The sequence below is a fragment of the Roseateles sp. GW821-FHT03B02 genome, from assembly GCF_059421025.1.
In genome coordinates, this window is the sequence record NZ_JBWKUV010000003.1 from 1 (window position 1) to 23,315 (window position 23,315).

A 23,315-nucleotide genomic window follows, 5' to 3' on the forward strand; every position below is an offset into this window, starting at 1 on the left:
TTTTGTCGTCAGCAGCAAAGAAGCGAGATTCTAATCTGCTTTTTGCTTCGTCGTCAAGTATTTTTGAAAATTTCTTTCCTCAATACTCTGCCAACTTTCATTGGCCGACTTGGCTTTCCTTACCGCCTCAAACTGTTTGCATCAGCATTCAGTTGTCAGCAGCAAAGAGGCGAGATTTTGATCTGCTTTCGCAGCATCGTCAAGCACTTTTTGAAAATTCTTTTCAGACAGAGCCTCAAGAACTTCAGCACCTAACGAGCTCTCCAGCTCGCCCAGACTTTGCAGTCTGCCCGCCTCTCTCAACTCGCCGCACCAACCGCTTCCGGTTCGCGCTGCGCTTTGTGATCAGCGAAGCCCACGACTGTAGCACAGGAAATTCGCGCAGGGCAAGAGATTTTGAAAACTAGCGCCAAAGAAGGCGCCCTGCGCGGGTTCCGGCGAGGCTCGACATCTATATAGATAGGGGCTACATGCGCTTCAATGCATCGCTGCCAGCGTCGCACCGCCTCGCGCCGCCGCCAGCTCTCTCTCGGCAGCGGCCTGAGGATCATCGCTTTCCATCACCCTGGGCAAGGTCGCCGCCAACCTTTGGGAGTCGGCGCGCAGCACGCGCTGTTTCACAGCCGGGATCTGGGAAGGATGCATGGAGAAGCTGCGCAATCCCATGGCCAACAGCAACTCGGTGAAGTCCGGGTCGCCCGCCATCTCGCCACAGACGCTCACCGACTTGCTCATCGCGCGCGCTTGGGCGATGGATTGATGAATGAGCTGCAGGACCGCCGGATGCCAGGGATCGTAGAGATGGGCCACCGCCTCGTCCGCCCGATCGATGGCCAACGTGTACTGGATCAGGTCGTTGGTGCCGATGGAGACGAAATCCACATGTCGGAGCAGCAGCGGCAACATGATGGCGGCAGCCGGGATCTCGATCATGACGCCCAGTTCGACGCGGGTATAGGCGTGCCCGGCGTCGGTCAACTGCTGCTGCACCTTGCGCACGGTCTCGAGGATCTGTCTGACCTCCGACAAATGCGCCACCATGGGAACCAGCAGCCTGACCTTGCCGAAAGCGCTGGCCCTGTAGATGGCGCGCAACTGCTGACGGAACATGCTGGGCTCGGCCAGGCTCCATCGGATGGCGCGCAGGCCCATGGCGGGATTGAGCACATGCTCGTGGCGCAACTCGTTGACGGTCAGCCGGTCCAGCGGCTTGTCAGCGCCGACGTCGACGGTGCGGATGGTGACCGGCATGCCCTTCATCGCGACGACCGCGGCCTTGTAAGCAGCGAACTGCTCATCCTCGCTCGGCAACTCGCCGTCACGGTTCATGAAGAGGAATTCGCTGCGGAACAGGCCAACGCCGGTAGCCCCGGACTCCACGGCCGCTTCGGCGTCGGCCGGCATCTCGATGTTCGCGTGCAGTTCAATGTGCTCGCCATCCAGCGTCACGGCCGGCGTGTGGCGCAGCCGCCCAAGGCGGGCGCGCTCGAGCTCGCTCTGGCGCTGGCGGAAGCGGTATTCCTCCAGCACGATGGGCGATGGATTGACGATGACGGTGCCGGCATCGCCGTCGATGATGACCCAGTCGTCCTGCATGATCAGGCGCGATGCCTCGCGGGTGCCGACGACGGCCGGGATGTCCAGACTGCGCGCGACGATGGCGGTGTGCGAGGTCTTGCCACCGATGTCGGTGATGAAGCCGCGGAAGACGCTGCGCTTGAACTGGATCATGTCGGCCGGTGCGATGTCAGCGGCGACGAGCAGCAGCGGATCCTCTCCCCCGAAGTCGCGCGGCGTGACCGGCGTGGGCGTGTCGCCCTGCTCCTCGGCCAGCGCCCGCAGCACGCGCTCGACGACCTGTTCGAGGTCTGCCTTGCGCTCGCGCAGATAGTCGTCCTCCATTTCGTCGAACTGGCGCGCCAGCACCTCCAGCTGGGCGGACAAAGCCCATTCCGCGTTGTAGTGGCGCTCCACGATCCAATGGCTGGCGCCACCCGTGAAGGCCTCGTCATGCAACAGCATCAGATGCACGTCGAGCAGCGCGGCCAGTTCGTGAGGTGCATCGTCGGGCAGTTCGTCCTTCAGCGTCTCCAGCTCATGCACGACAGCGTCGCGCGCGCGCAGCAGGCGCTCGATCTCGGTCTGGACCTGGTCCGGCGCCACGAAGTAGTGGGCCACGTCAACACGGCTGGAGGCCACCAGCACGGCGCGGCCGATGGCCACGCCACGCGAGACCGCAATGCCGAACACCTGAAAACTCATCAGCGCACTCCGCAGATCGAGGGGCCAATGTAGCCTGTTGCGGCGACCCGGTTCGTCATGGTTTTTTCATAGGACCTTCACCGCCGCGTCAACGCCGCCGCCCAGCATGGCGGCCATGAACCGCAGCCAAATCGTCACGCATGCGCTGTCGCATGCCCCTGCCCTGCAGCGCACGCAGCGCACGCCTTCAACCCGCCTCAGCGTCAGCTGGGCGCGCAGCGAGTCCGAGGTGCGCGAAGCCCAGGCCCTGCGCTACCAGGTCTTCGCCGTCGAGATGGGCGCCCGCCTGGCCAGGCCCAAGGATGCACCGGCCGGCCTGGACATCGACCTCTTCGACGCCTACTGCGAGCACCTGCTCGTGCGAACCGACGGCGAGGACGGCGAACCCGGCCCGGTCATCGGCACCTATCGCGTGCTGACCCCGGCAGCGGCCAAGCGCGCCGGCGGCCTCTACAGCGACACCGAATTCGATCTCACCCGGCTGCGCAGCCTGCGCCCCCGCGTGGCGGAGATCGGCCGCTCCTGCGTGCATGCCGAGCACCGCAGCGGCGGCGCCATCCTGGCGCTGTGGGGCGCGCTGGCCGAGTTCATGGCCCGCAACGGCCTGGACACCGTCATCGGCTGCGCCAGCGTCAGCATGCGCGACGGCGGCCACTTCGCGGCCAGCCTGTGGAAGCAGATCGCCGCCGACCATCTCGCGCCCATCGACTGCCAGGTGCGCCCGCGCCTGCCGCTGCCGATCGACCACCTGCGCCAAGACCTGGTGGTGGAACCCCCGGCGCTGATCCGCGGCTATCTGCGCTGCGGCGCCAAACTGATGGGCGAGCCCGCCTGGGACCCCGACTTCAACACCGCCGACCTGCCGCTGATGCTGCGCACCGCCGATTTGCCGGCACGCTTTCGCCGCATCGCGGGCTGAGCTGCATGCCCGCCGCCTTACATGACGGCGGACCTTCGTCCGACGTCTAACTCAGCTCACTGACCTTCGCCGAACTTGTCGTTGACAAGGGCGGTGATCTGGTCCTGGGCGGCCTGCTCGTCCTCGCCATCCGTTTCCAGTTCGACCGTGGCACCGATGCCGGCGGCCAGCATCATGACGCCCATGATGCTCTTGGCATTCACGCGCCGGCCGTTGCGGCTCATGTAGACCTCGCACTTGAAGCTGCCAGCCAGCTTGGTCAATTTGGCCGAGGCGCGGGCGTGAAGGCCCAGCTTGTTGCTGATGGTGAGGGTGGACTTGATCATTCGTCGGGGGGCAAGGGGGGCGTGGCGACGATGCCGGTGACCGCGCCCTGCATGGCGCGGCGTGCCAGCTCGGTCAAAGGCTTCTGGCTGGCATAGCAGAGCGTGCGCCACAGCATGGGCACGCTGACACCGCTGAGCACCTGCACCTGCTCCCCCGCCAGGCGCTGGGCGCCGTTGCAGGGCGTCGCGCCGAACACGTCGGTCAGCACCAGCCACTCGGGCTGGCCGGCCTGCGCCATCAGCGCGCGGGCCGCCGTCTCGACGTCGTCGGCGCACATGCCGGGGTGGACGTCCAGCACGGTCAGCGTCGGCGCGCAGTCCGGAAACGTGTGTTCGGCCACCTGCCGCAGCGCGGAGGCCAGCGGCGCGTGGGCGATCACGAGCAAGTTGGGCATGGGGCGCGATGTTAGCGGGCGGCCTCGACGGCCAGCCCGGCGCGGAAAGCGTCCCACGCCGCCGCGTCGTCCTGCGGCGCCGTCATCAGGGCCTGATAGACCCGCCCGCCATGGGCGAATACCGCCACGCGCGTGACGCCGCCGGCGCTGCCGAGCCGGTACTGCGCCGCCTCGGGCATGGGCGTCATGCCGGGCACCTGCAGCGGCGAAGCCGGGGGCAGCGTCTGGCCCAGCTTGCCGGCCAGCGCCTGGGGCATGGCCTTCAGCGCGGCGCCGACCTGGGTGGGGTCGGGCACCTCGGCCCAGGACAGCGCGAACCCCTTGCCCGCCGCCTCGCACTGGGCCAAGCCCATGTCCTTGCGCTGCTCGACCTCGGGCTTGCAGGGGAAAAGCGCCACCACGCCCGACCCGGCCGGCCGCGCCTCGCGCCAGTTCAGTGCCGGCTGGCACGCCGCCAGCAGGCCAAGCATTAGGGCAAATCCGGCGGTCGTCCTCGGGCGCATGGCCGAATTATCGACAGCCGGCCGCCGACAATTCCTCAATGCAAGACAAGCCCTTTCCCCAAGCCCTGGCCGGGGTGCGCGTGCTGGACCTGTCCCGCGTGCTGGCCGGCCCTTGGTGCACCCAGACGCTGGCCGACCTGGGCGCCGACGTCATCAAGATCGAACGCCCGGGCAGCGGCGACGACACCCGCGCCTGGGGACCGCCTTATCTGAAGGACGCCGACGGGCAGGACACCTCGGAGGCCGCCTACTTCCTCGGCGCTAACCGCAACAAGCGCTCCCTGGCTGTGGACCTCGCCACGCCCGAAGGCCAGGCCATCGTGCGCAGGCTGGCCGGCCAGGTCGATGTGCTGGTCGAGAACTTCAAGGTGGGCGACCTGGCCCGCTACGGGCTGGACGCACAAAGCCTGCTGGCCGAGCACCCCGGCCTCGTCATCTGCTCCATCACCGGCTTCGGCCAGACCGGCCCCTACGCCGAGCGCGCCGGCTACGACTACGCCGTGCAAGGCATGGGCGGGCTGATGAGCGTCACCGGCGAGCGCGACGACCTGCCCGGCGGCGGCCCGCAGAAGGTGGGTGTGGCCGTGGCTGACCTCTTCACCGGCATGTACGCCACCGTCGCCATCCTGGCCGCACTGCGCCACCGCGACGCCACCGGCCAGGGCCAGGTCATCGACATGGCCCTGCTGGACACCCAGCTCGCGATGCTGGCCAACCTCGGCAGCAACTACCTCTGCAGCGGCAAGGCGCCGGGTCGCATGGGCAATGCGCACCAGAACATCGTGCCCTACCAGGTCTTTGAGACCAGCGACGGCCACCTGATCCTGGCCGTCGGCAACGACCGCCAGTTCGCCAAGTTCTGCGACATCGCCGGCCGGCCGGACTGGGCCGCCGACCCGCGCTTCGCGACGAACGCCGAGCGGGTGCGCCACCGTGCCGTCCTCGTGCCGCAGCTGGAAGAAGCCATCCGCCAGCGCCCCCGCAACGACTGGCTGGCGGCGCTGGAAGCCGCCAAGGTGCCCTGCGGCTCGATCAACTCAATTGGTGAGGCGCTGGCCGATCCGCAGGCGCAAGCTCGTGGCGCCGTGATTGCCATGCCCCACCCCCTGACGCCCGATCTGCACCTCATCGCCAGCCCGATGAAGCTGTCGGCCACGCCGGTGGCCTACCGCCATGCACCGCCGCTGTTGGGCCAGCACAGCGACGAGTTGCTGCGTGAAGCCGGCTGTAGCGTGGAAGAAATCACGAACTGGCGCGCGGCCGGCGTCATCGCGTGAGGGTTGACCCACCCCTGAACCAAGGGTTTCCCCCTGGCCGGGGGATGGAGGTGGCGCCCGCCTGTCCGCAGCATGCGTGCACGCGCCGAGGTGGGCCAACCACCTAGAACCATCCGCCTCGGGTCCGCAGCCACCGGGTCATGTCCACACCACCTTCTTCAGCGCCAGCGAGTGCCGCCAACGATGTCATGCCTGAGCCGACGCCGGTCCAGTGGGCGGACATCGTCCAGCAGCTCGGCGCCGAGATCGCCGGGCCGCTGAGCGCGGCGCTGGAGCAGATCCAGAACCTCGCCACCACCGGCCAGATCGACCGCCGCGGCCTGCGCCTGCTGCGCCGCAGCGTGGACGACGCCCGCACCGCCGGCATGCTCGGCCAGCAGCTGGCCCGCCTCGCCTCCGGCCGCCTGCGCCTGAACCGCGAGCGCCAGCACCTCACGCAGATGCTGCGCAGCGTGCTGGCCCAGCGCAGCCGCGAGACCCAGGCGCGCGGCGTGCAGGTGCGCCAGTCGCTCAAGCCCGTCGAGATCTGGGCCGATGGCGCCTTGCTGTTCGCCCTGCTGAACGCGCTGATGGACTGGGCCCTGGCCAACACGCATTCCTCGGTGGACTTGCGCCTGGACCTGACGCCTTGGCCCGTCAAGGCCCGGCTGAGCTGCCGCTTCGCTCACCGCTCGCTGGAACTGCTCAGCGACGACGCCGATCCGAACGCCCCGACGCCGGGGCTGGACTCCCTGGCCTGGCGGCTGCTGGAACAGACGGCCATCACGCTCGGCGTGCTGCCGCTGCGCGAGCAGGAGTCCGGCATCACGCTGCTGACGCTGGAATTCAACCAGCTCGCGCCCGACGAAGCCCCGCCCGCGCCCGACAGCACCCACGCCCGGCTGGAAGCCGAGGCCGAGCGCATGGGCGGCAACTCCCGCCCGCTGGCGGGCTGCCAGTTGCTCATCCTGTCGGCCAGCCGCGATCTGCGCGCTGAGGCCCAGGCCGCTGTGCGGCACATGGGCATGCTCATCGACACCGTCGGCAGCGTGGCCGAGGCCGAGCAGTTCTGCCGCGAAGGCCTGCCCCATGCACTGCTGTTCGACGCCGCGCAGATGAGCGAGCCGCTGCTGCAGCTCATCGCCGGCGTCAGCCAGGACGCGCCGGACTTCTGCTTCGTCGAGATGTTCGACGGCGAGCACCGCACCCAGCTGTCCACCGCCACCAGCGACGGCGTGGCCCGCATCTCGCGCCGCCACCTGCCCGACGCGCTGCCCTCGCTGCTGATGTTCGAGCTGGCACGCCGCCCCTGAACGGGTTCTGAGGCTTTTGCCGATTTCCTAGAATGGCGGCCATGCTGTCCCGCCGCACCTTCGCCCCTGCCCTTGCCCTGGTCTGCGCCGCCACGCTGTCGGGCTGCGCCCGCGAACAGGCCCCCGCCGTCGACTACGTGCTGCTGAACGGCCAGAAAGCCAGCTCCCAGCAGTGGGCCGGCAAGGTGATGCTGGTGAACTTCTGGGCCACCAGCTGCGCGACCTGCGTGAAGGAGATGCCGCAGGTCGTCGCCACGCACAACAAGTTCAAGAGCCGCGGCTTCGACACGCTGGCCGTGGCCATGAGCTACGACCCGCCGGCCTTCGTGTCCCGCTTCGCCGAGACGCGCGGTCTGCCGTTCGGCGTGGCCATCGACAACACCGGCAGCGTGGCCAATGCCTTCGGCCCGGTGCAGATGACGCCGACCACCTTCCTCATCAACAAGCGCGGCGAAATCGTCAAGCGCTACGTCGGCGAACCCGACTTCGCCGCGCTGCACGGCCTCATCGAGCAGTTGCTCGCCGAGGGCTGAGCACGCCGCAGCCCGACGGGCTGCAACGTTATGGCTGGCCCACAAGCTCTCATGGGCGCGCGCGGCGGCCCCGGCCGACACTGCGGCAATGCAAAAGACGTTCGCCGCCCTTGCCCTGTCGCTGCTGCTGGCCGGCTGCGCCCATCGTCCGCAGCCGCCTGAGCCGCCGCGCCTCGAGCCGACGCCCGCGCAACTGCAGGCGGCCGCCCGCGTCGGCCTCAGCGACGCGCAGCTGGCCGACCTGCTCAACAAGCCGCTGTACCGCATGCAGCCCGCCGAGGTCGGCCGTTTCCTGGCGTGGCAGCAACTGGACCAGCCCCTGCTGCGCCAGCGCGTCGCGGCCCTGGCACGCAAGAACATCGGCCAGCCCTACGAGCTCTTCCTGCTCGGCGAATTTCCCTACGAGACCTACGACAGCCAGCCGCTGTTCGACCTGAGCAAGAGCGACTGCGTCGTCTTCGCCGAGCACACCTATGCGATGGCGCTGAGCGCGTCGTGGGAGGAGTTCTTCTGGGTGCTGCAGCGCATCCGCTACCGCGATGGCGTCGTCGGCGTGGCCTCGCGCAACCATTACACCGAGGCCGACTGGAATCTCGCCAACAGCTGGCTGGTGCAGGACATCACCCGCACACTGGGCGCACAGACCCAGGCCTACCGCCAGCGCATCGACCGCCAGGCCTTTCTGAAGAAGCAATTCAAAGTCCGGCGCGACATCCCGGTGCAGGACTTCGACGATGTCTACATCGCCACGCAGGACGTGGCGGCCATCGAGGCGCAGTTGCAGGATGGGGATTTCGTCAACGTCATCTCCAGCCGCGGCGGCGAATCCTGGGCCTCGCACGTCGGCCTCATCGTCACGGGTGCCGACGGTTCGCGCCGGCTGCTGCACTCGGCGGAGCCGCAGGTGCGCGAGGAGACGCTGCAGGGCTTCATCGCCCGCATGGCCGAGCGCGATGCGCGCCAAGCGGGCCAGAACAAGCCGCAGCTCGCCGGCTTCAAGTTTCTGCGCCTGGACGAGTCGCCGCAGGTGCCGCCGATGGCGCCGCAGCCGCGCCCCGCGCGGCCGCTCTGATCAGGTAGCGGTCGGGTTCAGCGCCGCGTGGGCCTGCTGGTCCGCGTGGTAGCTGGAGCGCACCATCGCGCCAACGGCCGCGTGCGTGAAGCCCAGCTCGTAGGCTTCCTTCTCGAACTGCTTGAAGGCGTCTGGCGTCACGTAGCGGCGCACCGGCAGGTGGTGGCCCGACGGCGCCAGGTACTGGCCGATGGTGATCATGTCGATGTTGTGCGCACGCATGTCGCGCATCACCTGGCGGATCTCGTCGTCCGTCTCGCCCAGGCCCACCATGATGCCGCTCTTGGTCGGCACGCCGGGCACTTCTTCCTTGAAGCGCTTGAGCAGGTTCAGGCTGAACTCGTAGTCGGAGCCGGGGCGCGCTTCCTTGTAGAGGCGCGGCGCGGTTTCGAGGTTGTGATTCATCACGTCCGGCGGCGCGGCCTTCAGGATGTTGAGCGCGCGGTCCGCGCGGCCACGGAAGTCGGGCACCAGCACCTCGATCTGCGTCGAGGGGCTGAGATCACGGACCTTGGTGATGCACTCGGCGAAGTGGCCGGCGCCGCCGTCCTTCAGGTCGTCACGGTCCACGCTGGTGATGACGACGTACTTGAGCTTGAGCGCCGCAATCGTCTTGGCCAGGTTCTCGGGCTCGCTCGCGTCCAGCGGGTCGGGCCGGCCGTGACCGACGTCGCAGAACGGGCAGCGACGCGTGCACTTGTCGCCCATGATCATGAAGGTGGCCGTGCCCTTGCCGAAGCATTCACCGATATTGGGGCAGCTCGCCTCCTCGCAGACCGTGTGCAGCTTGTGCTCGCGCAGGATCTGCTTGATCTCATAGAAGCGAGTGCTCGGCGAGCCGGCCTTCACGCGGATCCAGTCCGGCTTCTTCAGCACCTCGGCCGGCACGATCTTGATCGGGATGCGCGAGGTCTTGGCCTCGGCTTTTTGCTTCACGCTCGGGTCGTAGCTGGTCGTGTCGGACATGGTCAGGGCGTCAGGACTTCGAATTGGGCCGAGAGCCGCTCGGCGAGCCGGCCGGCCGCGGTGGACCAGTCGGTAGAAACCCCGATTTTATCGAGGGAAGTGGTTTCCAGGCCTTCGTATCCGCAGGGATTGATACGGAAAAAGGGTTCCAGATCCATCGCGACGTTCAACGCGAGGCCGTGGTAGGTGCAGTGGCGGCTGACCTTGATGCCCAAAGCCGCGATCTTGGCCAGCCCACGAAAGGCATCGGTCGGATCCGCCGGCCCGGCCAGTGCGGCGTGGCCCGCCGGGTCGGCCGGGCGCACGTAGATGCCGGGGGCGCCGGCCACGCGCAGGCCGGTCACGCCGTAGCTGTCCAACGTCTGGATGATGGCCGTCTCCAGGCGGAAGACGTACTCCTTCACGAAGATGCCCAGGCGCCGCAGGTCCACCAGCGGATAGGCCGTGACCTGGCCGGGGCCGTGATAGGTCACCTGGCCACCGCGCTCGGTGGCGACGACGGGGATGTCGCCCGGCAGCAGCAAGTGCTCGGGCTTGCCGGCCAGGCCTTGTGTGAAGGTCGGTGGGTGCTCGCACAACCAGAGCTCGTCGGGCGTGTCGGCATCGCGCGCGGCCGTAAAGGCGCGCATGGCCTCCAGCGTGGGCAGGTATTCGACCCGCCCGAGAGTCTTGACGATCATGCGGGCATCATAGGCAGGCGCTGTAAGCCCCGGCGCGCCTGAGCCGACTCGCACCGATGAAGACCAACCTGCTGATCACCGCCCTTCTGCTCGCCACTTCGCTGGCGCGGGCGGCCCCGCTGTCCGACGCGCTGGCCGCCTACGACGATGGCGACCTGAAAGCGGCCGCCAGGGGCTTTGCCGCGTCCGCCAGTCGCGGCGAGGCGCTGGGCCAATTCAACCTGGCGATGATGAATCTGCGCCGCGAACTGCCCGGCGCCAGCGACGCCAAGGCCTGGCAGTGGCTGCAGCGCGCGGCTGCCCAGCAGCACGCACTGGCCGAGAACGCGCTGGGCGAAATGATCGAGCAAGGCCGCCACGGCAAGCCCGACGCCAAGGCCGCCTGCGGCTGGTTCGAGCGCGCAGCCGAGCACGGCAACGGCGATGGCGCACTGGCCACCGCCACCTGCTACTACCTGGGCCGCGGACGCGGCCAGGACATGGCTCAGGCCCATCGCTGGTATCTGGAAGCCGCCAAGGCCGGCGATGTCGGCGCCCAATACATCTTGGCGTCAATGTTCGAGACCGGCGATGGCGTAGAGGCCGATGCGCGGCTGGCACGCTACTGGTACGACGTGGCGGCCAGGAACGGCGACGACGCGGCCCGGCTCAAGGCTCGCGCGCTGGAGGCAGACGATGCCTCAGGCCGCCAGCGGCTCTGATCCCGCCAGCGTCGCCACGCGATTGCGTCCACCGCGCTTGGCCTCGAAGAGCGCCTTGTCGGCCCGCTGCAGCACGGCGTCCCAGCAGGTGTCGAAGGGCCAAGCCTCGCCGTGACCGACGCTGACCGTGATGGCGACGCTGAGGCCACCGACCACCAGCGGCGTGCCCTCCACCCGGGCACGCAGACGTTCGGCCAGCGCCAGGGCCTGCGGGCCGGGCACGCAGACGACGAACTCCTCGCCGCCAATGCGGAACCGCTCGTCGTAGCCGCGCAGCTCCTGCTCGACGACGCGGGTCACGTGGCAGATGGCCTGGTCACCGACCGCATGGCCATGCTGGTCGTTGATGGCCTTGAAGTGGTCGATGTCGAAAACCAGCAGATGCAGGCCCATGCCCAGGCGGCGGGCGCGCGCCAGTTCGGCATCCAGCATGCGGGCCATCGCGCGCCGGTTGAACCAGCCGGTCATGGGGTCCAGGTCGGCGCTACGCTGCAAGGCCTGTGCCTTGTCCTGCAGCACCAGCAGCGCGCACAGCATCGAGGTCAGCAGGATGAACAGGAAGAAGAACAGCCGCCCGGCGGTCATCAGGACGCTGTTCCAGTCCATCGGCTGCCCGCTCAACACGGACTGAAGCAGCAGCAGCACGCGGGCTGCCTGCTGGCTGCCGTAGAGGGCCATCCACAAGGCCATGCCCGTCAGCGCCGCGGAGCGCCTCGGCCGGGGCGTGCGCAGGATCAACCAGGTGGCGGCATAGCAGGTGGCGGCGATGACGGGCCACCCCACCAGCAGGCGCAATGGCAGGTTGGAACGCACGGCCGGCAGCAGGTTGAGCAGCAGCGCGACGGCCGTGACCGCCAGCACCCAGCGGTAGCCTGGCGGCCCGCCGAGGTATTGGCGCAGGCCCGACCAGACCAGCAGATAGCCCGCGATCGTGCAGACGTTGGCGCCCACGACCACCCAGGGCGGCAGGGTCATCGCCTGGGCGACCAAGCCCAGCAGGCTGTTGGCCAGGAACAGCAGGCCCGCCACGGCCCAGTCCCGCAGACAGGCGTCGCCCGGGCTGGACCGCGCCATGGCGCCCATCGCGACGGCCATGGTGGCGGCCGTCACGCAGGTCACGATCGTCAGGGTCTGGATGTCCATGGCACCGGCCTCCAAGCGATGCGCCCCAGGCGATTGATCGCTCGAAACGGGGCGGCGCCCCTCCCTGGGGCGGCGTGGACTCTAGGCGGATGCCACCGGGGCCGGACGACGCCAGCCGCATCAAAGCGTGCTTAGAGCACGACCTTGACCATCGGATGCGTGGTGAGGGTGCGGTAGAGCTCGTCCAGCTGCTCGCGGCTGGTGGCCGTGATCGTGATCGTCAGACCGAGGTAGTTGCCGCCCTTGCTCGGGCGGTGCTCGATGGTCGACGCGTCGAAGCCGGGGTCGAATGCCAGCGCCACGGCCGTGATGGCCTCGACGAAGCCCTCGACATGTGCCCCCATCACCTTGATCGGGAACTGCGACGGGTATTCAATCAGCGACTGCTCGGGCGGAATGTCGGGCGGCAGGTTCATGGCGAGGTCCTCCCTCACTTGATCCAGAGGCGGATGGAGTCAAAGGCGCGGCCGAACAGACCAGCGACCGGCACGGCTTCCTGCACGGTCAGCGGCACCTCGGCAACCGGCACGCCGGTGGTCGTCGTCACGCGCAGCGTGCCGACGCGCTGGCCCTTGTTCAGCGGCGCCACAAGCGGATCGGTGCGCTCGACCTGGGTCTGCAGCCTGGCTGCGTCACCGCGCGGCACGGCGACGAAGATCGCATCGGTAGCGCCGAGCTTGACCTCCTTGGCCTCGCCCTTCCAGACCGGCACGGTCGCAATGGCCTTGCCGGCGTCGAAGATCTTGACCGCGTCGAAGGCCGTGTAGCCCCAGTTCAGCAGCTTCTGGCTTTCGCTGGCGCGCGCTTCCTTGGAAGCCGTGCCCATGACGACGCTCAGCAGGCGGCGCTTGCCGTTGGGGAAGTCGCGGTTGGCGCTGGCGACGAGGCAGTAGCCGGCGGCATCGGTGTAGCCGGTCTTCATGCCGTCCACGGTCGGGTCGCGGCGCAGCAGCAGGTTGCGGTTGTCCTGGCGGATCTTGTTGAAGGTGTAGTCGCGCTGCGAGTAGTAGCCGTAGTACTCGGGGAAGTCCGAGATGATGTGGGCGGCCACCACGGCGATGTCGCGGGCGCTGGTCTTGTGGCCGGGCTCGCTCATGCCGGACACGTTCCTGAATTCGGTGTTCTTCAGGCCCCAGGCCTGGGCCTGTCGGTTCATCAGCTGCACGAAGTTCTCGACCGTGCCGCCCACGCCTTCGGCCAGGGCCACCGCGGCATCGTTGCCGCTCTGGATGATGAGCCCGCGCAGCAACTCGTCGACCTTGGGCGTCATCGTGGTGTCGATGAACATCAGCGAGGGGTCGCCCTTGCGCTCGTCCCACGCGCGCTTGGACACAGGCAGCGTCTGCTCCAGCGTCAGCTTCTTCTCGCGCAGCGCGCCGAAGACGACGTAGGCGGTCATCAGCTTGGTCAGGGAGGCCGGGTCCTGCGACGCGTCGGCGTCGCGCTCGGCAAGGGTCTTGTGCGTGGTCAGGTCGATCAGCACGTAGTTGCGCGCGGCGATCTCGGGCGGCAGCGGGGCCTGGGCCTGGGCGGCCAGCGAGAGTGCGGTCAGGAAGGAAGCAAGCAGTCGTTTCATCAGATAGCGTTCAGGCGCAAGGACTCAGACCTTTGTGGGGTCGAAGGCGCGCACGACAAGAGACTTGAGCAGAGGCAGCTGTCCGTGGAAGAAATGGCCCACGCCGGGCACGACGGTGACGGGCAGGCTCTGCGGCCGCGCCCAGTCGAGCACCGACGAGAGCGGCACGACATCGTCGACCTCGCCGTGGATGACGACGGTGTCGGCCGGCACGGGGGCGGTGTCGAAGCGGCTGGTGGCCGGGCCGACGAGGACGAGGCGCTGCGCCGGCGGGTCGATGCGCTGCGCGGCGCGCGACGCGACATAGCCGCCGAAGGAGAAGCCCGACAGGACCAGTGCCTCACCCGGCGCGCGGACGGCGGCCAGCACGGCCAGCGCATCGTCGACCTCGCCGCGGCCCTCGTCCCAGCCGCCTTCGGACTTGCCGATGCCGCGGAAGTTGAAGCGCACGGCGCGCCAGCCGAGCTGGATGAAGGCGCGTGCCAGCGTCTGCACGACCTTGTTGTCCATCGTGCCGCCCTGGGAGGGGTTGGGATGGCAGATCAACGCCGTGCCCATGGGCGTGGCACCACCGGCGGGAAGGTCGATGGCCACTTCGATCTGGCCGGCCGGGCCGGCAACGAGGCGCTTTTCGGTCTGCGAGTTCATCGGCCGACGGCGTCCGGCAGCACCAGCCGCTCGACGACCTGGCCGTCGCGCAGATGGCTTTCGACAATCTCGTCGATGTCGCTCTTGTCGACCCAGGAATACCAGACGGCTTCCGGGTAGACGACCGCGACCGGCCCGCCGGCACAGCGGTCCAGGCAGCCTGCCTTGTTGACCCGCACGCCGCCCTTAGCCGCAAGGCCAAGCTGCTTCACGCGGGACTTGCAGTGGTCGAAGGCGCCTTGCGCGTCGTGGTCAGCACAGCTGGACTCGCCGTTGGTGCGCTGGTTGAGGCAGAAGAAGATGTGGCGCTCGTAGTAACTCATCGCCGGGAATTCTCTCACTCGGGCCTCTGCACGAGACGCGCGGCCAGCCAGACAAGTGCAACGAAAGGCCATGTCCAGGCCAGCCAGCGCGTGAGCCCATAGAGATTGACGAAGCGGCCATGCTCCCAGGCCTGCATGTTCAACGCCAGATAGGGGTCGCTCGGCGCGATGCTGATGAGCCCGATCAGTGCACACAGCACGAAGAGGCCCAGCGCCGCCGCCACGCGCGACGGCAGCAGGCAAGCCAGCATCGTCAGCGCAATGCCGAGGCCGACGCCTGGCCGCGTCGCGTCGCTGAGCCAGGCCCAGGCATGGTCGGGCCCGAAGGCCATGGCCGTCGCCGTGGCCGTGCCGAGCAGGCCTAGCAGCACGGCGCCCCCGGCCAGGGCCAGGCGGCGCAGGCCGGGGCGGGCGACGGTGATCATCAGCAGCACTGGAGCGAGCAGCCCCAGCGCGATGGCCAGCGCCTCCAGCCCCGGCGGCAGTTCGTGCTCGACGATGACGCCTTCACCCCAGGACAGCGCCCAGGGCGTGCCGGCCAGCGCGTCAACCAGCGACTCCCGCCACCAGGGCAGCCACTGGCCCAGCCCGAAGGGCAGCGGCGTGGGGTACAGCAGCGCCAGCGGCCACAGCGCCAGCAGGGCCAGGGCCGGCGCGCTGCTGGCGCCGAACCAGTGGTCGCGCACGTCCTCCCAGCGCTCCAGGCCGCCCAGGGCGCTCAGCACCAGGCCCAAGACCGCGCCCAGCGTGCTGCCGGCGCAGTTCAAGGCCCAGTCCGACAGCGAGGGCACGCGGCCGGGCACATAGAACTGCAGCGTCTCCATCAGGAAGGACAGGACCGGCCCCGGCAGCAGCCCCAGCAGCAGCCCGCCGCGCAGGCCCCAGCCCGAGCGCATGGCGGCCGCGAAGCCGAGCAGCCCGAGCGGGATGTAACCCATCAGGTTGGCTTCGACGTCGAAGGCCCAGAAGCGCTGCGGCCACGGCAGGCCGAACAGCCAGGGCAAGCCCAGGCCAGGCGGCACGCGCAGCGGCCAGAACGGGTAGAGGCTGGCGTAGATGACCAGGCCGACATGGGCCAGCAGCAGCCAGGTGGCGGAGCTTTGGCGGCGACGCACCGCAATCCTCCTCAGAAGGGCTTGACCGTCACCAGCACGACGATGGCAGCGAACAGCAGCACGGAGGTCTCGTTGTAGACGCGGAACCAGCGGTGGCTGCGCCGGTTGGTCAGTGTCTCGAAGCTGCGCAGCAGGCGGCGGTTCACGTGGTGATAGCCGACGACGCCGACGACCAGCAGCAGCTTGGCATGCAGCCAGTAGCTGCCCGCGAACCGCCCCGCGCCGAAGCCCAGCCAGACCCACACGCCGAGCAGCAGCGCCACGCCCATCAGGATGCCGCTGAAGCGGTGCAGCTTGTGCGCCATCAACAGCAGGCGCTCGCGCTCCGCATGGCTGTCGGCCGGCACCATCGCCAGGTTCACGAAGATGCGCGGCAGGTAGAACAGGCCGGCAAACCAGGCGGCGACGAAGACGATGTGGAAGGCTTTGACCCAGAGCATTGCAGCATTATGGGCAGCAAGCCTGAGGCGAGGCCGTCAAGCCCGGTGGCGCGGGCAGGCGGGCTTGGAGATGGACCCAAGCCACGCCGCCAGAGGTGCGGCGCAGCTGCGCAGGCCGGGGCGCCAAGCGGAGCCGCGCTTTCGAACGGACGAAAAAAAGCCCCGGTTCAAGACCGGGGCCGAGAAAGCCTTATCGCTGTCATCACGTTAAGGCTCCTGCTCAGGGAGGAAAAGCAGGGAACGACCACCTTGCGGCTATCATTCGCGAACAAGTTTAGCGCGCTTGAGCGGTGGCGTCACGAATAAATGACGTCTGGATGTGTCGTCCATCACGCGCCGGGCCGCAGCCCTCCGATTCGCCTGCCCGCCCGAGGAATTCCGACGTGAGCCGCTCCCTGAACCACCCCGCCGCCTACCCTGCCGCACGGCCCCGCCGGCTGCGCCGCGATGCCTTCACCCGCGCCCTGGTGCGAGAGCATTCGCTGCAGAGCAGTGACCTCATCCTGCCGGTCTTCATCCACGAGGGCGAGAACCGCCTGAACGCCATCGCCTCCATGCCCGGCGTGTCCCGCCAGAGCCTGGATCACCTGGTGCGCACGGCCGAGCAGTGCGTGGAGTTGGGCGTGCCGGTCATCGCCCTCTTCCCGGTCATCGACGCCGCGCTGAAGACGCCCGACGGTGCCGAGGCACTGAACCCCGACGGCCTGGTGCCGCGCGCCGTGAAGGCGCTGAAGAAGCATTTCCCGCAGCTCGGCGTGCTGACCGACGTGGCGCTGGACCCCTTCACCAGCCATGGCCAGGACGGTGTCATCGACGAGACCGGCTACATCATCAACGACGTCACGGTCGGCATCCTGGCCAAGCAGGCCAAGGTACAGGCAGACGCCGGCGTCGACATCGTCGCCCCTAGCGACATGATGGACGGGCGCGTCGGCGCCATCCGCCAGGCGCTGGAGGCCGCCGGCCACATTCACACGCGCATCATGGCCTACAGCGCCAAGTACGCGAGCAGCTTCTACGGCCCCTTCCGCGATGCCGTGGGTTCGGCCGCCAACCTGGGCAAGGCGGACAAGAAGACCTACCAGATGGACCCCGGCAACAGCGACGAGGCCCTGCGCGAGGTGGCCCTGGACCTGGCTGAGGGCGCCGACATGGTGATGGTCAAGCCCGGCATGCCTTACCTCGACATCGTGCGGCGCGTGAAGGACGAGTTCCGCGTGCCAACGTTTGCCTACCAGGTCAGCGGCGAGTACGCCATGCTCAAGGCCGCCGCCGCCAACGGTTGGCTGGACCATGACGCCGTGATGATGGAAAGCCTGCTGGCCTTCAAGCGCGCAGGCGCCGACGGCGTGCTGACCTACTTCGCCCTGGACGCCGCGCGGCTGCTGAAGAAGGACTGACCCATGCGGGTCTTCCACATCGAACCCGACAGCTTCCGCGAGCTGGCCGCGCTGCCGGAAACGCTGCCCGAGCGCGGCTTCCTGTGGCTGGGCTACGGGCGGCGGGTGTTCGAGGTGGGCGAGCCGGTGCTGCAGAACGCGCTGACGCGCTGGGGCTGCGGCAACATCGTCGACCTGCACGTCTCCGACCTCATCAACAACCAGCTGCCCTCGCATTTCGACTACACCTCCTGGTACGACATGCTGGTGTTCCGCCGGCTGGCAGCCGCACCGGGCAGCCAGGATCTGTTCGTCGACGACGAGCACGGCACGCTGGCCTCGGCCCAGCGGGCACTGCGCGCCATCGACACCAGCCCCGTCGGCTTCGCCGTCTTCGACCGCGTGCTGATCACGGTGCACCCGACCGACTGCCAGGTGCGCGAGTTCTTCGCGCACAAGCTCGACCGTTTGACCGAAGGCCGGGACAAGCGCGACGCGCGCGGCGGCGCCCGGCTGCCGGCCAGCCCGGCCGACCTGATGCTGCGCATGGTCAACCACATGGTGGACAGCTACCTGGAGCTGCGCCGCTTGCTGACCCGCCAGCTGGGCACGCTGCAGCGCGTGCTGCTGGACCAGAGCAGCGAGTTCGACGACTGGCCGCTGCTGCTGGAAAGCCGCGATGCCCTGCACCGGCTGGAGGACACCTGCGAGGACCAGCGCGCCGCCATCCAGGAGTGGATCGACGCGCTGGATGAATGGCCGGCCGACGGCGACCCGCAGGTCGCCCGCGAGCGCGAACTGCTGCGCGTGCGCTCACGCGACGTGCTGGAGCATGTGGAGCGGGTGCTGACCCATGTGCGGCGGCTGGAGTCTTCCGCCGAGTCGGCCGTGCAGATGCATTTCAGCGCCCTGGGTCACCGCACCAACGGCATCATGCGCACGCTGACGGTGCTGACGGCCATCTTTCTGCCTCTGAACCTGATCACCGGCATCTTCGGCATGAACTTCGAGTGGATGCCGTTGATCAAGAACGCCAACGGGTTCTGGGATGCCGCGCTGCTGATGCTGGCGGTGGCCTTCGGCCTGTGGTTCGTCTTCCGCCGCAAACGCTACCTGACGGGCCGCTAGCCAGCGGCGCGCGGCAGGCTCATCAACGGAGGCGGCGACGCGCCAGGGTCAGGATGACGCCCAGGCCACCCAGCAGCAGCGCGGCCGTCTCGGGCTCGGGCACGGCGGTCACGGTGGCGATGACGTTGGAACTGCCCCGCAGGCAGGCCGCGCCGCCGGGGCACTCGCTCGGGTAGAGCGGCTGCAGGGCCGAGAACGAGGAGCCGATCTGCACGTCGGCCGCGCCGGCGCCGAAGCTCGCGGCGATGCTGTTGGTATTGAAATAGCCATTGGCCGCGCCACCCGCCGCGGTATCGACATCCATCAACCCGGTGCTGAAGCCCGTCGGGCTGGCCGTGCCGATGCCGACACCCGTCGCGACAAAGGTGTTGTTGACGGCGTCCACCGCATGGCCCTTGAGCGACAGCAGCAGCGTGCCGTTGCCGGCCTCGGCCAGATCTCCCGCGGAGCCGCCGGCGTTGAGGGTCGTGAAGTCGTTGTCGACACCGAAGCCGGCGTAGACCTTGAGCCAGCCGCCGCTGAAGCGGATCTCGCTGGCGCTGACGGACGTGACCGTGTAGCCGCCGAAGACATAGGTCAGCTCGCAGCTGGTGCACAGGCCGGACACGGCCAGCGAGTTGATCGAGTCGATCTTGCCGTAGCCGCTGAGCGTGTCGCCGATGGTGAGCGGCACGTTCTGGTAGGTCTGGGTGACTCCGAAGACCTGCCCGGCCGGGAGATCGACGCCGGCGATGACGACGGCCTGGGCAGCAGCCGCAGCCGCGAGGCTGGCGGCGGCGACGATGAGGCGGAGCGGCTTCAGCATGGGAACTCCTTGCCCGCAAACACTGCTTTGGGAGAGATGGACCATACCCACCGCCCGGCTGGATGTCCACGGGCTCTCCCCCCAGGAAACGAGGATACCCCAGGGCTGGGGGGAGGCTCAGCGGCCCTGCCGGTAGGGATTCGGGAAGCCCAGGCCCGCGAGGATCTCGGCTTCCCGGGCCTCCATGCACTCGGCCTCGTCGTCGTCCTCATGGTCATAGCCCTGGGCATGCAGGGCGCCATGGACCAGCATGTGGGCGTAGTGGTCCAGCAGCGGGATGCCCATCTCGGCGGCCTCCTTCTCGACGATCTCGGCGCAGATGACGAGGTCGGCACCCACGACGGGCTCATGGGCGTAATCGAAGGTCAGCACGTTGGTCGCGTAGTCCTTGCCGCGGTACTCGCGGTTCAGCGCGCGGCCCTCCTCGGCATCGACGATGCGCACGGCGATTTCGCCCGGCAGCTCCAGCGCCGCGCGGACGAAGCGCAGCACCTTGTGGCGCGGCAGCAACGCGCGGTGGCGCGGGTCGGCAAACTGCAGCGACAGGCTCAGCTCCGGCTTGCTCATGCTTCCCGTCCTTCGCGCTTGGCGCGCGCCTCGTAGGCCTCGACGATGCGGGCCACCAGCGGGTGGCGCACGACGTCGGCGCTGGTGAAGCGCGTCATCGCGATGCCCTTGACCCTGGCCAGCACCCGCTCGGCATCGATGAGTCCGGACTGCACGCCACGCGGCAGGTCGATCTGGCTGGTATCGCCGGTGACGACGCAGCGGCTGCCGAAGCCGATGCGGGTCAGGAACATCTTCATCTGCTCTGGCGTCGTGTTCTGCGCCTCGTCGAGGATGACGAAGGCGTGGTTGAGCGTGCGGCCGCGCATGAAGGCCAGCGGCGCGACCTCCAGCTGGCCCTTCTCGAAGGCCTTGGTCACGCGATCGAAGCCGAGCAGGTCGTACAGCGCGTCGTACAGCGGGCGCAGGTAGGGATCCACCTTCTGCGTCAGATCGCCCGGCAGGAAGCCCAGGCGCTCGCCGGCCTCCACGGCCGGGCGGGTCAGGATGATGCGCTGCACGGCCGCGCGCTCCAGCGCGTCCACCGCGCAGGCCACGGCCAGGAAGGTCTTGCCCGTGCCGGCCGGGCCGAGGCCGAAAGTGATGTCGTGCGACAGGATCTGCTGCAGGTACTGATGCTGGCGCGGCGTGCGGGCCGACAGGTCGGCGCGGCGCGTGCGCAGCACCAGCGGCTCGTCGCTGCCCGGCCCGGCGGGCTCGGGCGCCTTGGCCTCGACGAGGGCAAGCTGCAGGGTTTCGGCCGGCAGGGGCCTGCGGGCACGCTCGTACAGCGCATCGAGCAGGCTGCGCGCGCGCTCGGCTGCGGCCTTGGGGCCGTCGACACGGAACTCCGCATCGCGCCGGCTCAGCTTCACGCCTAGGGCGGCCTCGATCTCGCGCAAATGGACGTCCAGGCTGCCGCAGACGCGGGCCAGCCGCGTGTTGTCGACGGGTTCGAGGGTGAAGCGCAGGATCACGGCGGGCTGAAAAAAGTGTGACCGTGGATTGTCGCCGGCTCCTGGCTCCCGGCTCCCGGCCCGTGGACCGATGGCGCGCCAGGGCCGGGCGGCCGAGCCCAGCCCTGGGGTCATGCGCCGACGTGCAAAGAACCTGATCGCTGGTGCATTCCCCCGCGCGCGGGCGGCGGGCGGTCCCGCACAATGCCGCCCCATGAAATCTTCGATTGCGTCGATGCCCTCCCTGGCGCGGCGCCTGCCTCTTCCCATCCTGCTGGCGCTGGCCTTGCTGTGCCCTGCCGCCGCCCAGGCCCAGGCGCCGACCACCGGGCTGTACTGGGCCGCCACGCTGCACGCGTGGGTGGCGGCCATGCTGGCGCTGATGGCAACCGTCGTGGGCCTGGTGTCGGGCCTGCACCACCGCGAACGGCCGGCCAGCTTCCTCATCGGCATGATGCTGAGCTGGGTCGTGCTGCGCGCCGCAGCCGCGCCCGGCGCGGCCGGCCTGCGGCCGCTGCTGATGACGCTGCTGGTGCTGTGCGGCGTGCAGTACCTGCTGCGGCAGATGAACTGGAAGCGCAGCTGGATCGACCATGCGCTGCTGATCCAGTGCCTCGTGGTGCCGGCAAGCCTGCTGCTCACCGGCGGCCAAGTGGGCATCCTTGGCACGGTCTGGCATGCGGTGCTGAGCCTGGAACTCGTCGCGGCCATGGGGTGGGCACTATGGCTGCGGCGGCTGCGCCTGCAGGACGGTCCCGACGAGGTCCAGGCCCGCGACTTCGGCCTGATGGCCGCCCTGCTGCTGCCCACCATGGCGGCGCTGGTCGCCGAGATGGTACTGGCGGCCACCAGCGAATCGCTGTGGTGGACGGCGTCGCCCTGGCTGGGTCTGATGCTGCCGGTACTGATGCTGGCGCTCGGGCTGCAGCTGGTGACCGGCGTGGCGCACGCCCGCGTCGACGCCGAGAGGCACATCGCCGCCATCGAGCAACGCATGGCCGAGCGCATCGCCGAGGTGGAGCGCAGCCACGCGCAGCTCGCCGAGCAGAAGCTGGAGCAGGTGACCGAGCGCGAGCGCAAGCGCATTGCCGCCGACCTGCACGACGACCTCGGCGCCAAGCTGCTGACCATCGTGCACACCAGCGAGTCCGACCGCATCTCCACGCTGGCGCGCGAGGCGCTGGAGGAGATGCGCCTGTCGGTGCGCGGCCTCACCGGCAAGCCGGTGCACCTGATCGACGCGCTGGGCGACTGGCGCGCGGAGGTCGTTTCACGCCTGGGCCAGGCCAACATCCTGGCCGAGTGGAAGTCTCCGGCCGAGGACATCGAGCACACCTTCCAGGCCCGCTCCTACGTGCAGACGACGCGCATCCTGCGCGAGTCGGTGTCCAACATCATCAAGCACAGCGGCGCGACGCACGCGACGATCTCGAGCGCCGTGCAGGACGGCGATTTCATCCTGACCATCCAGGACAACGGCCAGGGCATCCCGTCCGAACTGGACGGCCGGTTGGACAGAGGCCACGGCATGGCGAGCATGAAGTCACGCGCCAAGCAGATGCATGGCCAGTGTCTGGTGGAATCCGGCCCCGGCTGGGGTACTGTGATCCGTCTGACCATCCCGCTGTGAATTCGCCCTAAGTTTTCCGAGGCCCCCATGAACCACATCCTGCTGCTCGAAGACATCCCCGAGATCCGCGCCTGGCTGAAGGCGCTGGTCAAGCAGGTGTTCGCCAACGCCCAGATCACCGAATGCTCGCGGGTACAGGACGCGCTGTCGCTCGTCAGCGGCCAGCGCTTCACACTCGCATTGCTGGATCTGGGCCTGCCGGACGGCTCGGGCGTCGAGGTCATCGCCGCGCTGCGCGAGAAGCAGCCCGAAGTGCAATCCGTCATCGTCACCATCCACGACGACGACGAACACCTCTTCCCCGCCCTGCAGGCCGGCGCCTTCGGCTATCTGCTGAAGGAACAGTCGCGCGAACTGCTCGTCGAACAGCTGCAGCGCATGAGCCAGGGCGAGCCGCCGCTGTCGCCTTCCATCGCGCGCAAGGTCATCGCCTATTTCGCCGCCCAAGCCAAGCCCAGCTCGCAGGCCCTGCTGCACGAGGTGTCGCTGACCGACCGCGAGACCGAGGTGCTGCTGCGCGTGGCCAAGGGCTACACGCTGCCCGAGATCGGCGTGCAGCTGGGCCTCTCCCGCCACACGATCGCGGACTACGTGAAGCAGATCTACCGCAAGCTCAACGTGAGTTCGCGCGCGGAAGCAGCGCTCGAAGCCCAGCGCCTCGGGTTGTTCGGCAGGAACTGAGCCCGGGCGGGCCCGGATA

The 23,315-nt window shown here is 68.6% G+C and carries 27 protein-coding genes; 11 read left to right on the top strand and 16 right to left on the bottom strand.

Annotation, left to right across the window (positions count from 1 at the left end):
- A partial coding sequence (locus tag AC07VX_RS09740) for a hypothetical protein (protein WP_493164519.1) occupies positions 1-407 on the top strand: 407 nt, incomplete at its 5' end.
- Between the two features lie 70 nt (positions 408-477).
- Here AC07VX_RS09740 and ptsP read toward each other — a convergent pair.
- Complete coding sequence (gene ptsP / locus AC07VX_RS09745; protein WP_493164520.1) at positions 478-2,262, bottom strand: phosphoenolpyruvate--protein phosphotransferase; 1,785 nt, start codon at positions 2,260-2,262, stop codon at positions 478-480.
- A gap of 115 nt (positions 2,263-2,377) precedes the next feature.
- Here ptsP and AC07VX_RS09750 point away from each other — a divergent pair, with 115 nt between their 5' ends.
- Entirely contained in the window at positions 2,378-3,181 is an 804-nt protein-coding gene (locus AC07VX_RS09750; protein WP_493164521.1) for a GNAT family N-acetyltransferase, read from the top strand.
- Between the two features lie 56 nt (positions 3,182-3,237).
- On the opposite strand, the gene AC07VX_RS09755 is transcribed toward AC07VX_RS09750, so the two are convergent.
- The 3 genes from AC07VX_RS09755 to AC07VX_RS09765 are packed head-to-tail and all read right to left on the bottom strand — an operon-like array spanning position 3,238 to position 4,372.
- On the bottom strand, positions 3,238-3,507 hold the full coding sequence (locus AC07VX_RS09755; protein ID WP_056194300.1) for an HPr family phosphocarrier protein: 270 nt from the start codon (positions 3,505-3,507) through the stop codon (positions 3,238-3,240).
- Positions 3,504-3,902 (bottom strand): PTS sugar transporter subunit IIA, encoded by a 399-nt coding sequence (locus AC07VX_RS09760; protein ID WP_493164522.1) that lies wholly within the window; start codon positions 3,900-3,902, stop codon positions 3,504-3,506. Before AC07VX_RS09760 ends, AC07VX_RS09755 begins: the two co-directional genes overlap by 4 nt.
- An 11-nt stretch (positions 3,903-3,913) precedes the next feature.
- A complete protein-coding gene (locus AC07VX_RS09765; RefSeq protein ID WP_493164523.1) occupies positions 3,914-4,372 on the bottom strand; it encodes a hypothetical protein in 459 nt (152 codons plus the stop codon).
- Positions 4,373-4,443: 71 nt separating this feature from the next.
- Between AC07VX_RS09765 and AC07VX_RS09770 the strand changes: the two genes are divergently transcribed.
- The 4 genes from AC07VX_RS09770 to AC07VX_RS09785 all read left to right on the top strand — a co-directional run bounded on the left by AC07VX_RS09770 (position 4,444) and on the right by AC07VX_RS09785 (position 8,579).
- Positions 4,444-5,682: a CaiB/BaiF CoA transferase family protein gene (locus AC07VX_RS09770; protein WP_493164524.1), complete on the top strand. Its 1,239-nt coding sequence runs from the start codon at positions 4,444-4,446 to the stop codon at positions 5,680-5,682.
- A 188-nt stretch (positions 5,683-5,870) separates the two neighbouring features.
- The gene (locus AC07VX_RS09775) at positions 5,871-6,974 is read left to right on the top strand and encodes a hypothetical protein (protein ID WP_493164525.1); all 1,104 of its coding nucleotides are present in this window, start codon (positions 5,871-5,873) and stop codon (positions 6,972-6,974) included.
- A gap of 41 nt (positions 6,975-7,015) precedes the next feature.
- The gene (locus AC07VX_RS09780; RefSeq protein WP_493164526.1) at positions 7,016-7,507 is read left to right on the top strand and encodes a TlpA family protein disulfide reductase; all 492 of its coding nucleotides are present in this window, start codon (positions 7,016-7,018) and stop codon (positions 7,505-7,507) included.
- Positions 7,508-7,595: 88 nt separating this feature from the next.
- A complete protein-coding gene (locus AC07VX_RS09785) occupies positions 7,596-8,579 on the top strand; it encodes an N-acetylmuramoyl-L-alanine amidase-like domain-containing protein (RefSeq protein WP_493164527.1) in 984 nt (327 codons plus the stop codon).
- Here the strand turns inward: AC07VX_RS09785 and lipA are convergent, their stop codons facing one another.
- Both lipA and lipB read right to left on the bottom strand, forming a co-directional pair.
- A complete protein-coding gene (gene lipA / locus AC07VX_RS09790) occupies positions 8,580-9,545 on the bottom strand; it encodes a lipoyl synthase (protein ID WP_493164528.1) in 966 nt (321 codons plus the stop codon).
- Positions 9,546-9,547: 2 nt separating this feature from the next.
- Positions 9,548-10,225, bottom strand: a complete 678-nt coding sequence (gene lipB / locus AC07VX_RS09795; protein ID WP_493164529.1) for a lipoyl(octanoyl) transferase LipB — start codon at positions 10,223-10,225, stop codon at positions 9,548-9,550.
- Between the two features lie 56 nt (positions 10,226-10,281).
- Between lipB and AC07VX_RS09800 the strand changes: the two genes are divergently transcribed.
- The gene (locus AC07VX_RS09800; protein ID WP_493164530.1) at positions 10,282-10,926 is read left to right on the top strand and encodes a tetratricopeptide repeat protein; all 645 of its coding nucleotides are present in this window, start codon (positions 10,282-10,284) and stop codon (positions 10,924-10,926) included.
- Here the strand turns inward: AC07VX_RS09800 and AC07VX_RS09805 are convergent.
- From AC07VX_RS09805 to AC07VX_RS09835, 7 genes are all read right to left on the bottom strand, one after another.
- Positions 10,906-12,069 carry a GGDEF domain-containing protein gene (locus tag AC07VX_RS09805; RefSeq protein ID WP_493164531.1) on the bottom strand — a complete coding sequence of 388 codons (1,164 nt, stop codon included), beginning with the start codon at positions 12,067-12,069 and terminating at the stop codon, positions 10,906-10,908. The two genes, AC07VX_RS09800 and AC07VX_RS09805, sit on opposite strands and share 21 nt — an antisense overlap.
- A 131-nt stretch (positions 12,070-12,200) precedes the next feature.
- Positions 12,201-12,485, bottom strand: coding sequence for a DUF493 family protein (locus tag AC07VX_RS09810; protein ID WP_493164532.1), 285 nt, complete (start codon positions 12,483-12,485; stop codon positions 12,201-12,203).
- 14 nt (positions 12,486-12,499) lie between these two features.
- Positions 12,500-13,645, bottom strand: coding sequence for a D-alanyl-D-alanine carboxypeptidase family protein (locus tag AC07VX_RS09815; protein WP_493164533.1), 1,146 nt, complete (start codon positions 13,643-13,645; stop codon positions 12,500-12,502).
- Between the two features lie 24 nt (positions 13,646-13,669).
- On the bottom strand, positions 13,670-14,293 hold the full coding sequence (locus AC07VX_RS09820; protein WP_493164534.1) for an alpha/beta hydrolase: 624 nt from the start codon (positions 14,291-14,293) through the stop codon (positions 13,670-13,672).
- The gene (locus AC07VX_RS09825) at positions 14,290-14,616 is read right to left on the bottom strand and encodes a (2Fe-2S) ferredoxin domain-containing protein (RefSeq protein ID WP_493164535.1); all 327 of its coding nucleotides are present in this window, start codon (positions 14,614-14,616) and stop codon (positions 14,290-14,292) included. Before AC07VX_RS09825 ends, AC07VX_RS09820 begins: the two co-directional genes overlap by 4 nt.
- A gap of 14 nt (positions 14,617-14,630) precedes the next feature.
- Positions 14,631-15,731, bottom strand: coding sequence for a VanZ family protein (locus AC07VX_RS09830; protein WP_493164536.1), 1,101 nt, complete (start codon positions 15,729-15,731; stop codon positions 14,631-14,633).
- A gap of 11 nt (positions 15,732-15,742) precedes the next feature.
- Positions 15,743-16,171 (bottom strand): CopD family protein, encoded by a 429-nt coding sequence (locus AC07VX_RS09835; RefSeq protein WP_493164537.1) that lies wholly within the window; start codon positions 16,169-16,171, stop codon positions 15,743-15,745.
- Between the two features lie 383 nt (positions 16,172-16,554).
- Between AC07VX_RS09835 and hemB the strand changes: the two genes are divergently transcribed.
- Both hemB and AC07VX_RS09845 read left to right on the top strand, forming a co-directional pair.
- Positions 16,555-17,571, top strand: coding sequence for a porphobilinogen synthase (gene hemB, locus AC07VX_RS09840; RefSeq protein ID WP_493164538.1), 1,017 nt, complete (start codon positions 16,555-16,557; stop codon positions 17,569-17,571).
- Positions 17,572-17,574: 3 nt separating this feature from the next.
- Positions 17,575-18,678, top strand: a complete 1,104-nt coding sequence (locus AC07VX_RS09845) for a magnesium transporter CorA family protein (RefSeq protein ID WP_493164539.1) — start codon at positions 17,575-17,577, stop codon at positions 18,676-18,678.
- A 22-nt stretch (positions 18,679-18,700) separates the two neighbouring features.
- Here AC07VX_RS09845 and AC07VX_RS09850 read toward each other — a convergent pair whose 3' ends face one another.
- The 3 genes from AC07VX_RS09850 to AC07VX_RS09860 form a co-directional block, all read right to left on the bottom strand.
- Complete coding sequence (locus AC07VX_RS09850; RefSeq protein ID WP_493164540.1) at positions 18,701-19,483, bottom strand: PEP-CTERM sorting domain-containing protein; 783 nt, start codon at positions 19,481-19,483, stop codon at positions 18,701-18,703.
- 117 nt (positions 19,484-19,600) lie between these two features.
- Positions 19,601-20,050, bottom strand: coding sequence for an rRNA maturation RNase YbeY (gene ybeY / locus AC07VX_RS09855; protein WP_493164541.1), 450 nt, complete (start codon positions 20,048-20,050; stop codon positions 19,601-19,603).
- The gene (locus AC07VX_RS09860) at positions 20,047-21,006 is read right to left on the bottom strand and encodes a PhoH family protein (RefSeq protein ID WP_493164542.1); all 960 of its coding nucleotides are present in this window, start codon (positions 21,004-21,006) and stop codon (positions 20,047-20,049) included. Before AC07VX_RS09860 ends, ybeY begins: the two co-directional genes overlap by 4 nt.
- Before the next feature lie 193 nt (positions 21,007-21,199).
- Here AC07VX_RS09860 and AC07VX_RS09865 point away from each other — a divergent pair, with 193 nt between their 5' ends.
- Together AC07VX_RS09865 and AC07VX_RS09870 are read left to right on the top strand one after the other, a co-directional pair.
- Positions 21,200-22,615, top strand: a complete 1,416-nt coding sequence (locus tag AC07VX_RS09865; RefSeq protein WP_493164543.1) for a sensor histidine kinase — start codon at positions 21,200-21,202, stop codon at positions 22,613-22,615.
- Between the two features lie 27 nt (positions 22,616-22,642).
- Entirely contained in the window at positions 22,643-23,296 is a 654-nt protein-coding gene (locus tag AC07VX_RS09870) for a response regulator (RefSeq protein WP_493164544.1), read from the top strand.
- The last annotated feature ends 19 nt before the right edge of the window (positions 23,297-23,315 follow it).

Excerpts from the sequence above, each read along its gene's own strand:
- AC07VX_RS09750 (WP_493164521.1), top strand. The coding sequence starts at position 2,378 with ATGAACCGCAGCCAAATCGTCACGCATGCGCTGTCGCATGCCCCTGCC.
- AC07VX_RS09810 (WP_493164532.1), bottom strand. The coding sequence starts at position 12,485 with ATGAACCTGCCGCCCGACATTCCGCCCGAGCAGTCGCTGATTGAATAC.
- AC07VX_RS09780 (WP_493164526.1), top strand. The coding sequence starts at position 7,016 with ATGCTGTCCCGCCGCACCTTCGCCCCTGCCCTTGCCCTGGTCTGCGCC.
- lipA (WP_493164528.1), bottom strand. The coding sequence starts at position 9,545 with ATGTCCGACACGACCAGCTACGACCCGAGCGTGAAGCAAAAAGCCGAG.
- AC07VX_RS09815 (WP_493164533.1), bottom strand. The coding sequence starts at position 13,645 with ATGAAACGACTGCTTGCTTCCTTCCTGACCGCACTCTCGCTGGCCGCC.
- AC07VX_RS09850 (WP_493164540.1), bottom strand. The coding sequence starts at position 19,483 with ATGCTGAAGCCGCTCCGCCTCATCGTCGCCGCCGCCAGCCTCGCGGCT.
- lipB (WP_493164529.1), bottom strand. The coding sequence starts at position 10,225 with ATGATCGTCAAGACTCTCGGGCGGGTCGAATACCTGCCCACGCTGGAG.
- AC07VX_RS09805 (WP_493164531.1), bottom strand. The coding sequence starts at position 12,069 with ATGGACATCCAGACCCTGACGATCGTGACCTGCGTGACGGCCGCCACC.
- AC07VX_RS09765 (WP_493164523.1), bottom strand. The coding sequence starts at position 4,372 with ATGCTTGGCCTGCTGGCGGCGTGCCAGCCGGCACTGAACTGGCGCGAG.
- AC07VX_RS09845 (WP_493164539.1), top strand. The coding sequence starts at position 17,575 with ATGCGGGTCTTCCACATCGAACCCGACAGCTTCCGCGAGCTGGCCGCG.
- ybeY (WP_493164541.1), bottom strand. The coding sequence starts at position 20,050 with ATGAGCAAGCCGGAGCTGAGCCTGTCGCTGCAGTTTGCCGACCCGCGC.
- AC07VX_RS09755 (WP_056194300.1), bottom strand. The coding sequence starts at position 3,507 with ATGATCAAGTCCACCCTCACCATCAGCAACAAGCTGGGCCTTCACGCC.
- ptsP (WP_493164520.1), bottom strand. The coding sequence starts at position 2,262 with ATGAGTTTTCAGGTGTTCGGCATTGCGGTCTCGCGTGGCGTGGCCATC.
- AC07VX_RS09870 (WP_493164544.1), top strand. The coding sequence starts at position 22,643 with ATGAACCACATCCTGCTGCTCGAAGACATCCCCGAGATCCGCGCCTGG.
- AC07VX_RS09770 (WP_493164524.1), top strand. The coding sequence starts at position 4,444 with ATGCAAGACAAGCCCTTTCCCCAAGCCCTGGCCGGGGTGCGCGTGCTG.
- AC07VX_RS09820 (WP_493164534.1), bottom strand. The coding sequence starts at position 14,293 with ATGAACTCGCAGACCGAAAAGCGCCTCGTTGCCGGCCCGGCCGGCCAG.
- AC07VX_RS09865 (WP_493164543.1), top strand. The coding sequence starts at position 21,200 with ATGAAATCTTCGATTGCGTCGATGCCCTCCCTGGCGCGGCGCCTGCCT.
- AC07VX_RS09760 (WP_493164522.1), bottom strand. The coding sequence starts at position 3,902 with ATGCCCAACTTGCTCGTGATCGCCCACGCGCCGCTGGCCTCCGCGCTG.
- AC07VX_RS09785 (WP_493164527.1), top strand. The coding sequence starts at position 7,596 with ATGCAAAAGACGTTCGCCGCCCTTGCCCTGTCGCTGCTGCTGGCCGGC.
- AC07VX_RS09775 (WP_493164525.1), top strand. The coding sequence starts at position 5,871 with ATGCCTGAGCCGACGCCGGTCCAGTGGGCGGACATCGTCCAGCAGCTC.
- AC07VX_RS09825 (WP_493164535.1), bottom strand. The coding sequence starts at position 14,616 with ATGAGTTACTACGAGCGCCACATCTTCTTCTGCCTCAACCAGCGCACC.
- AC07VX_RS09800 (WP_493164530.1), top strand. The coding sequence starts at position 10,282 with ATGAAGACCAACCTGCTGATCACCGCCCTTCTGCTCGCCACTTCGCTG.
- AC07VX_RS09835 (WP_493164537.1), bottom strand. The coding sequence starts at position 16,171 with ATGCTCTGGGTCAAAGCCTTCCACATCGTCTTCGTCGCCGCCTGGTTT.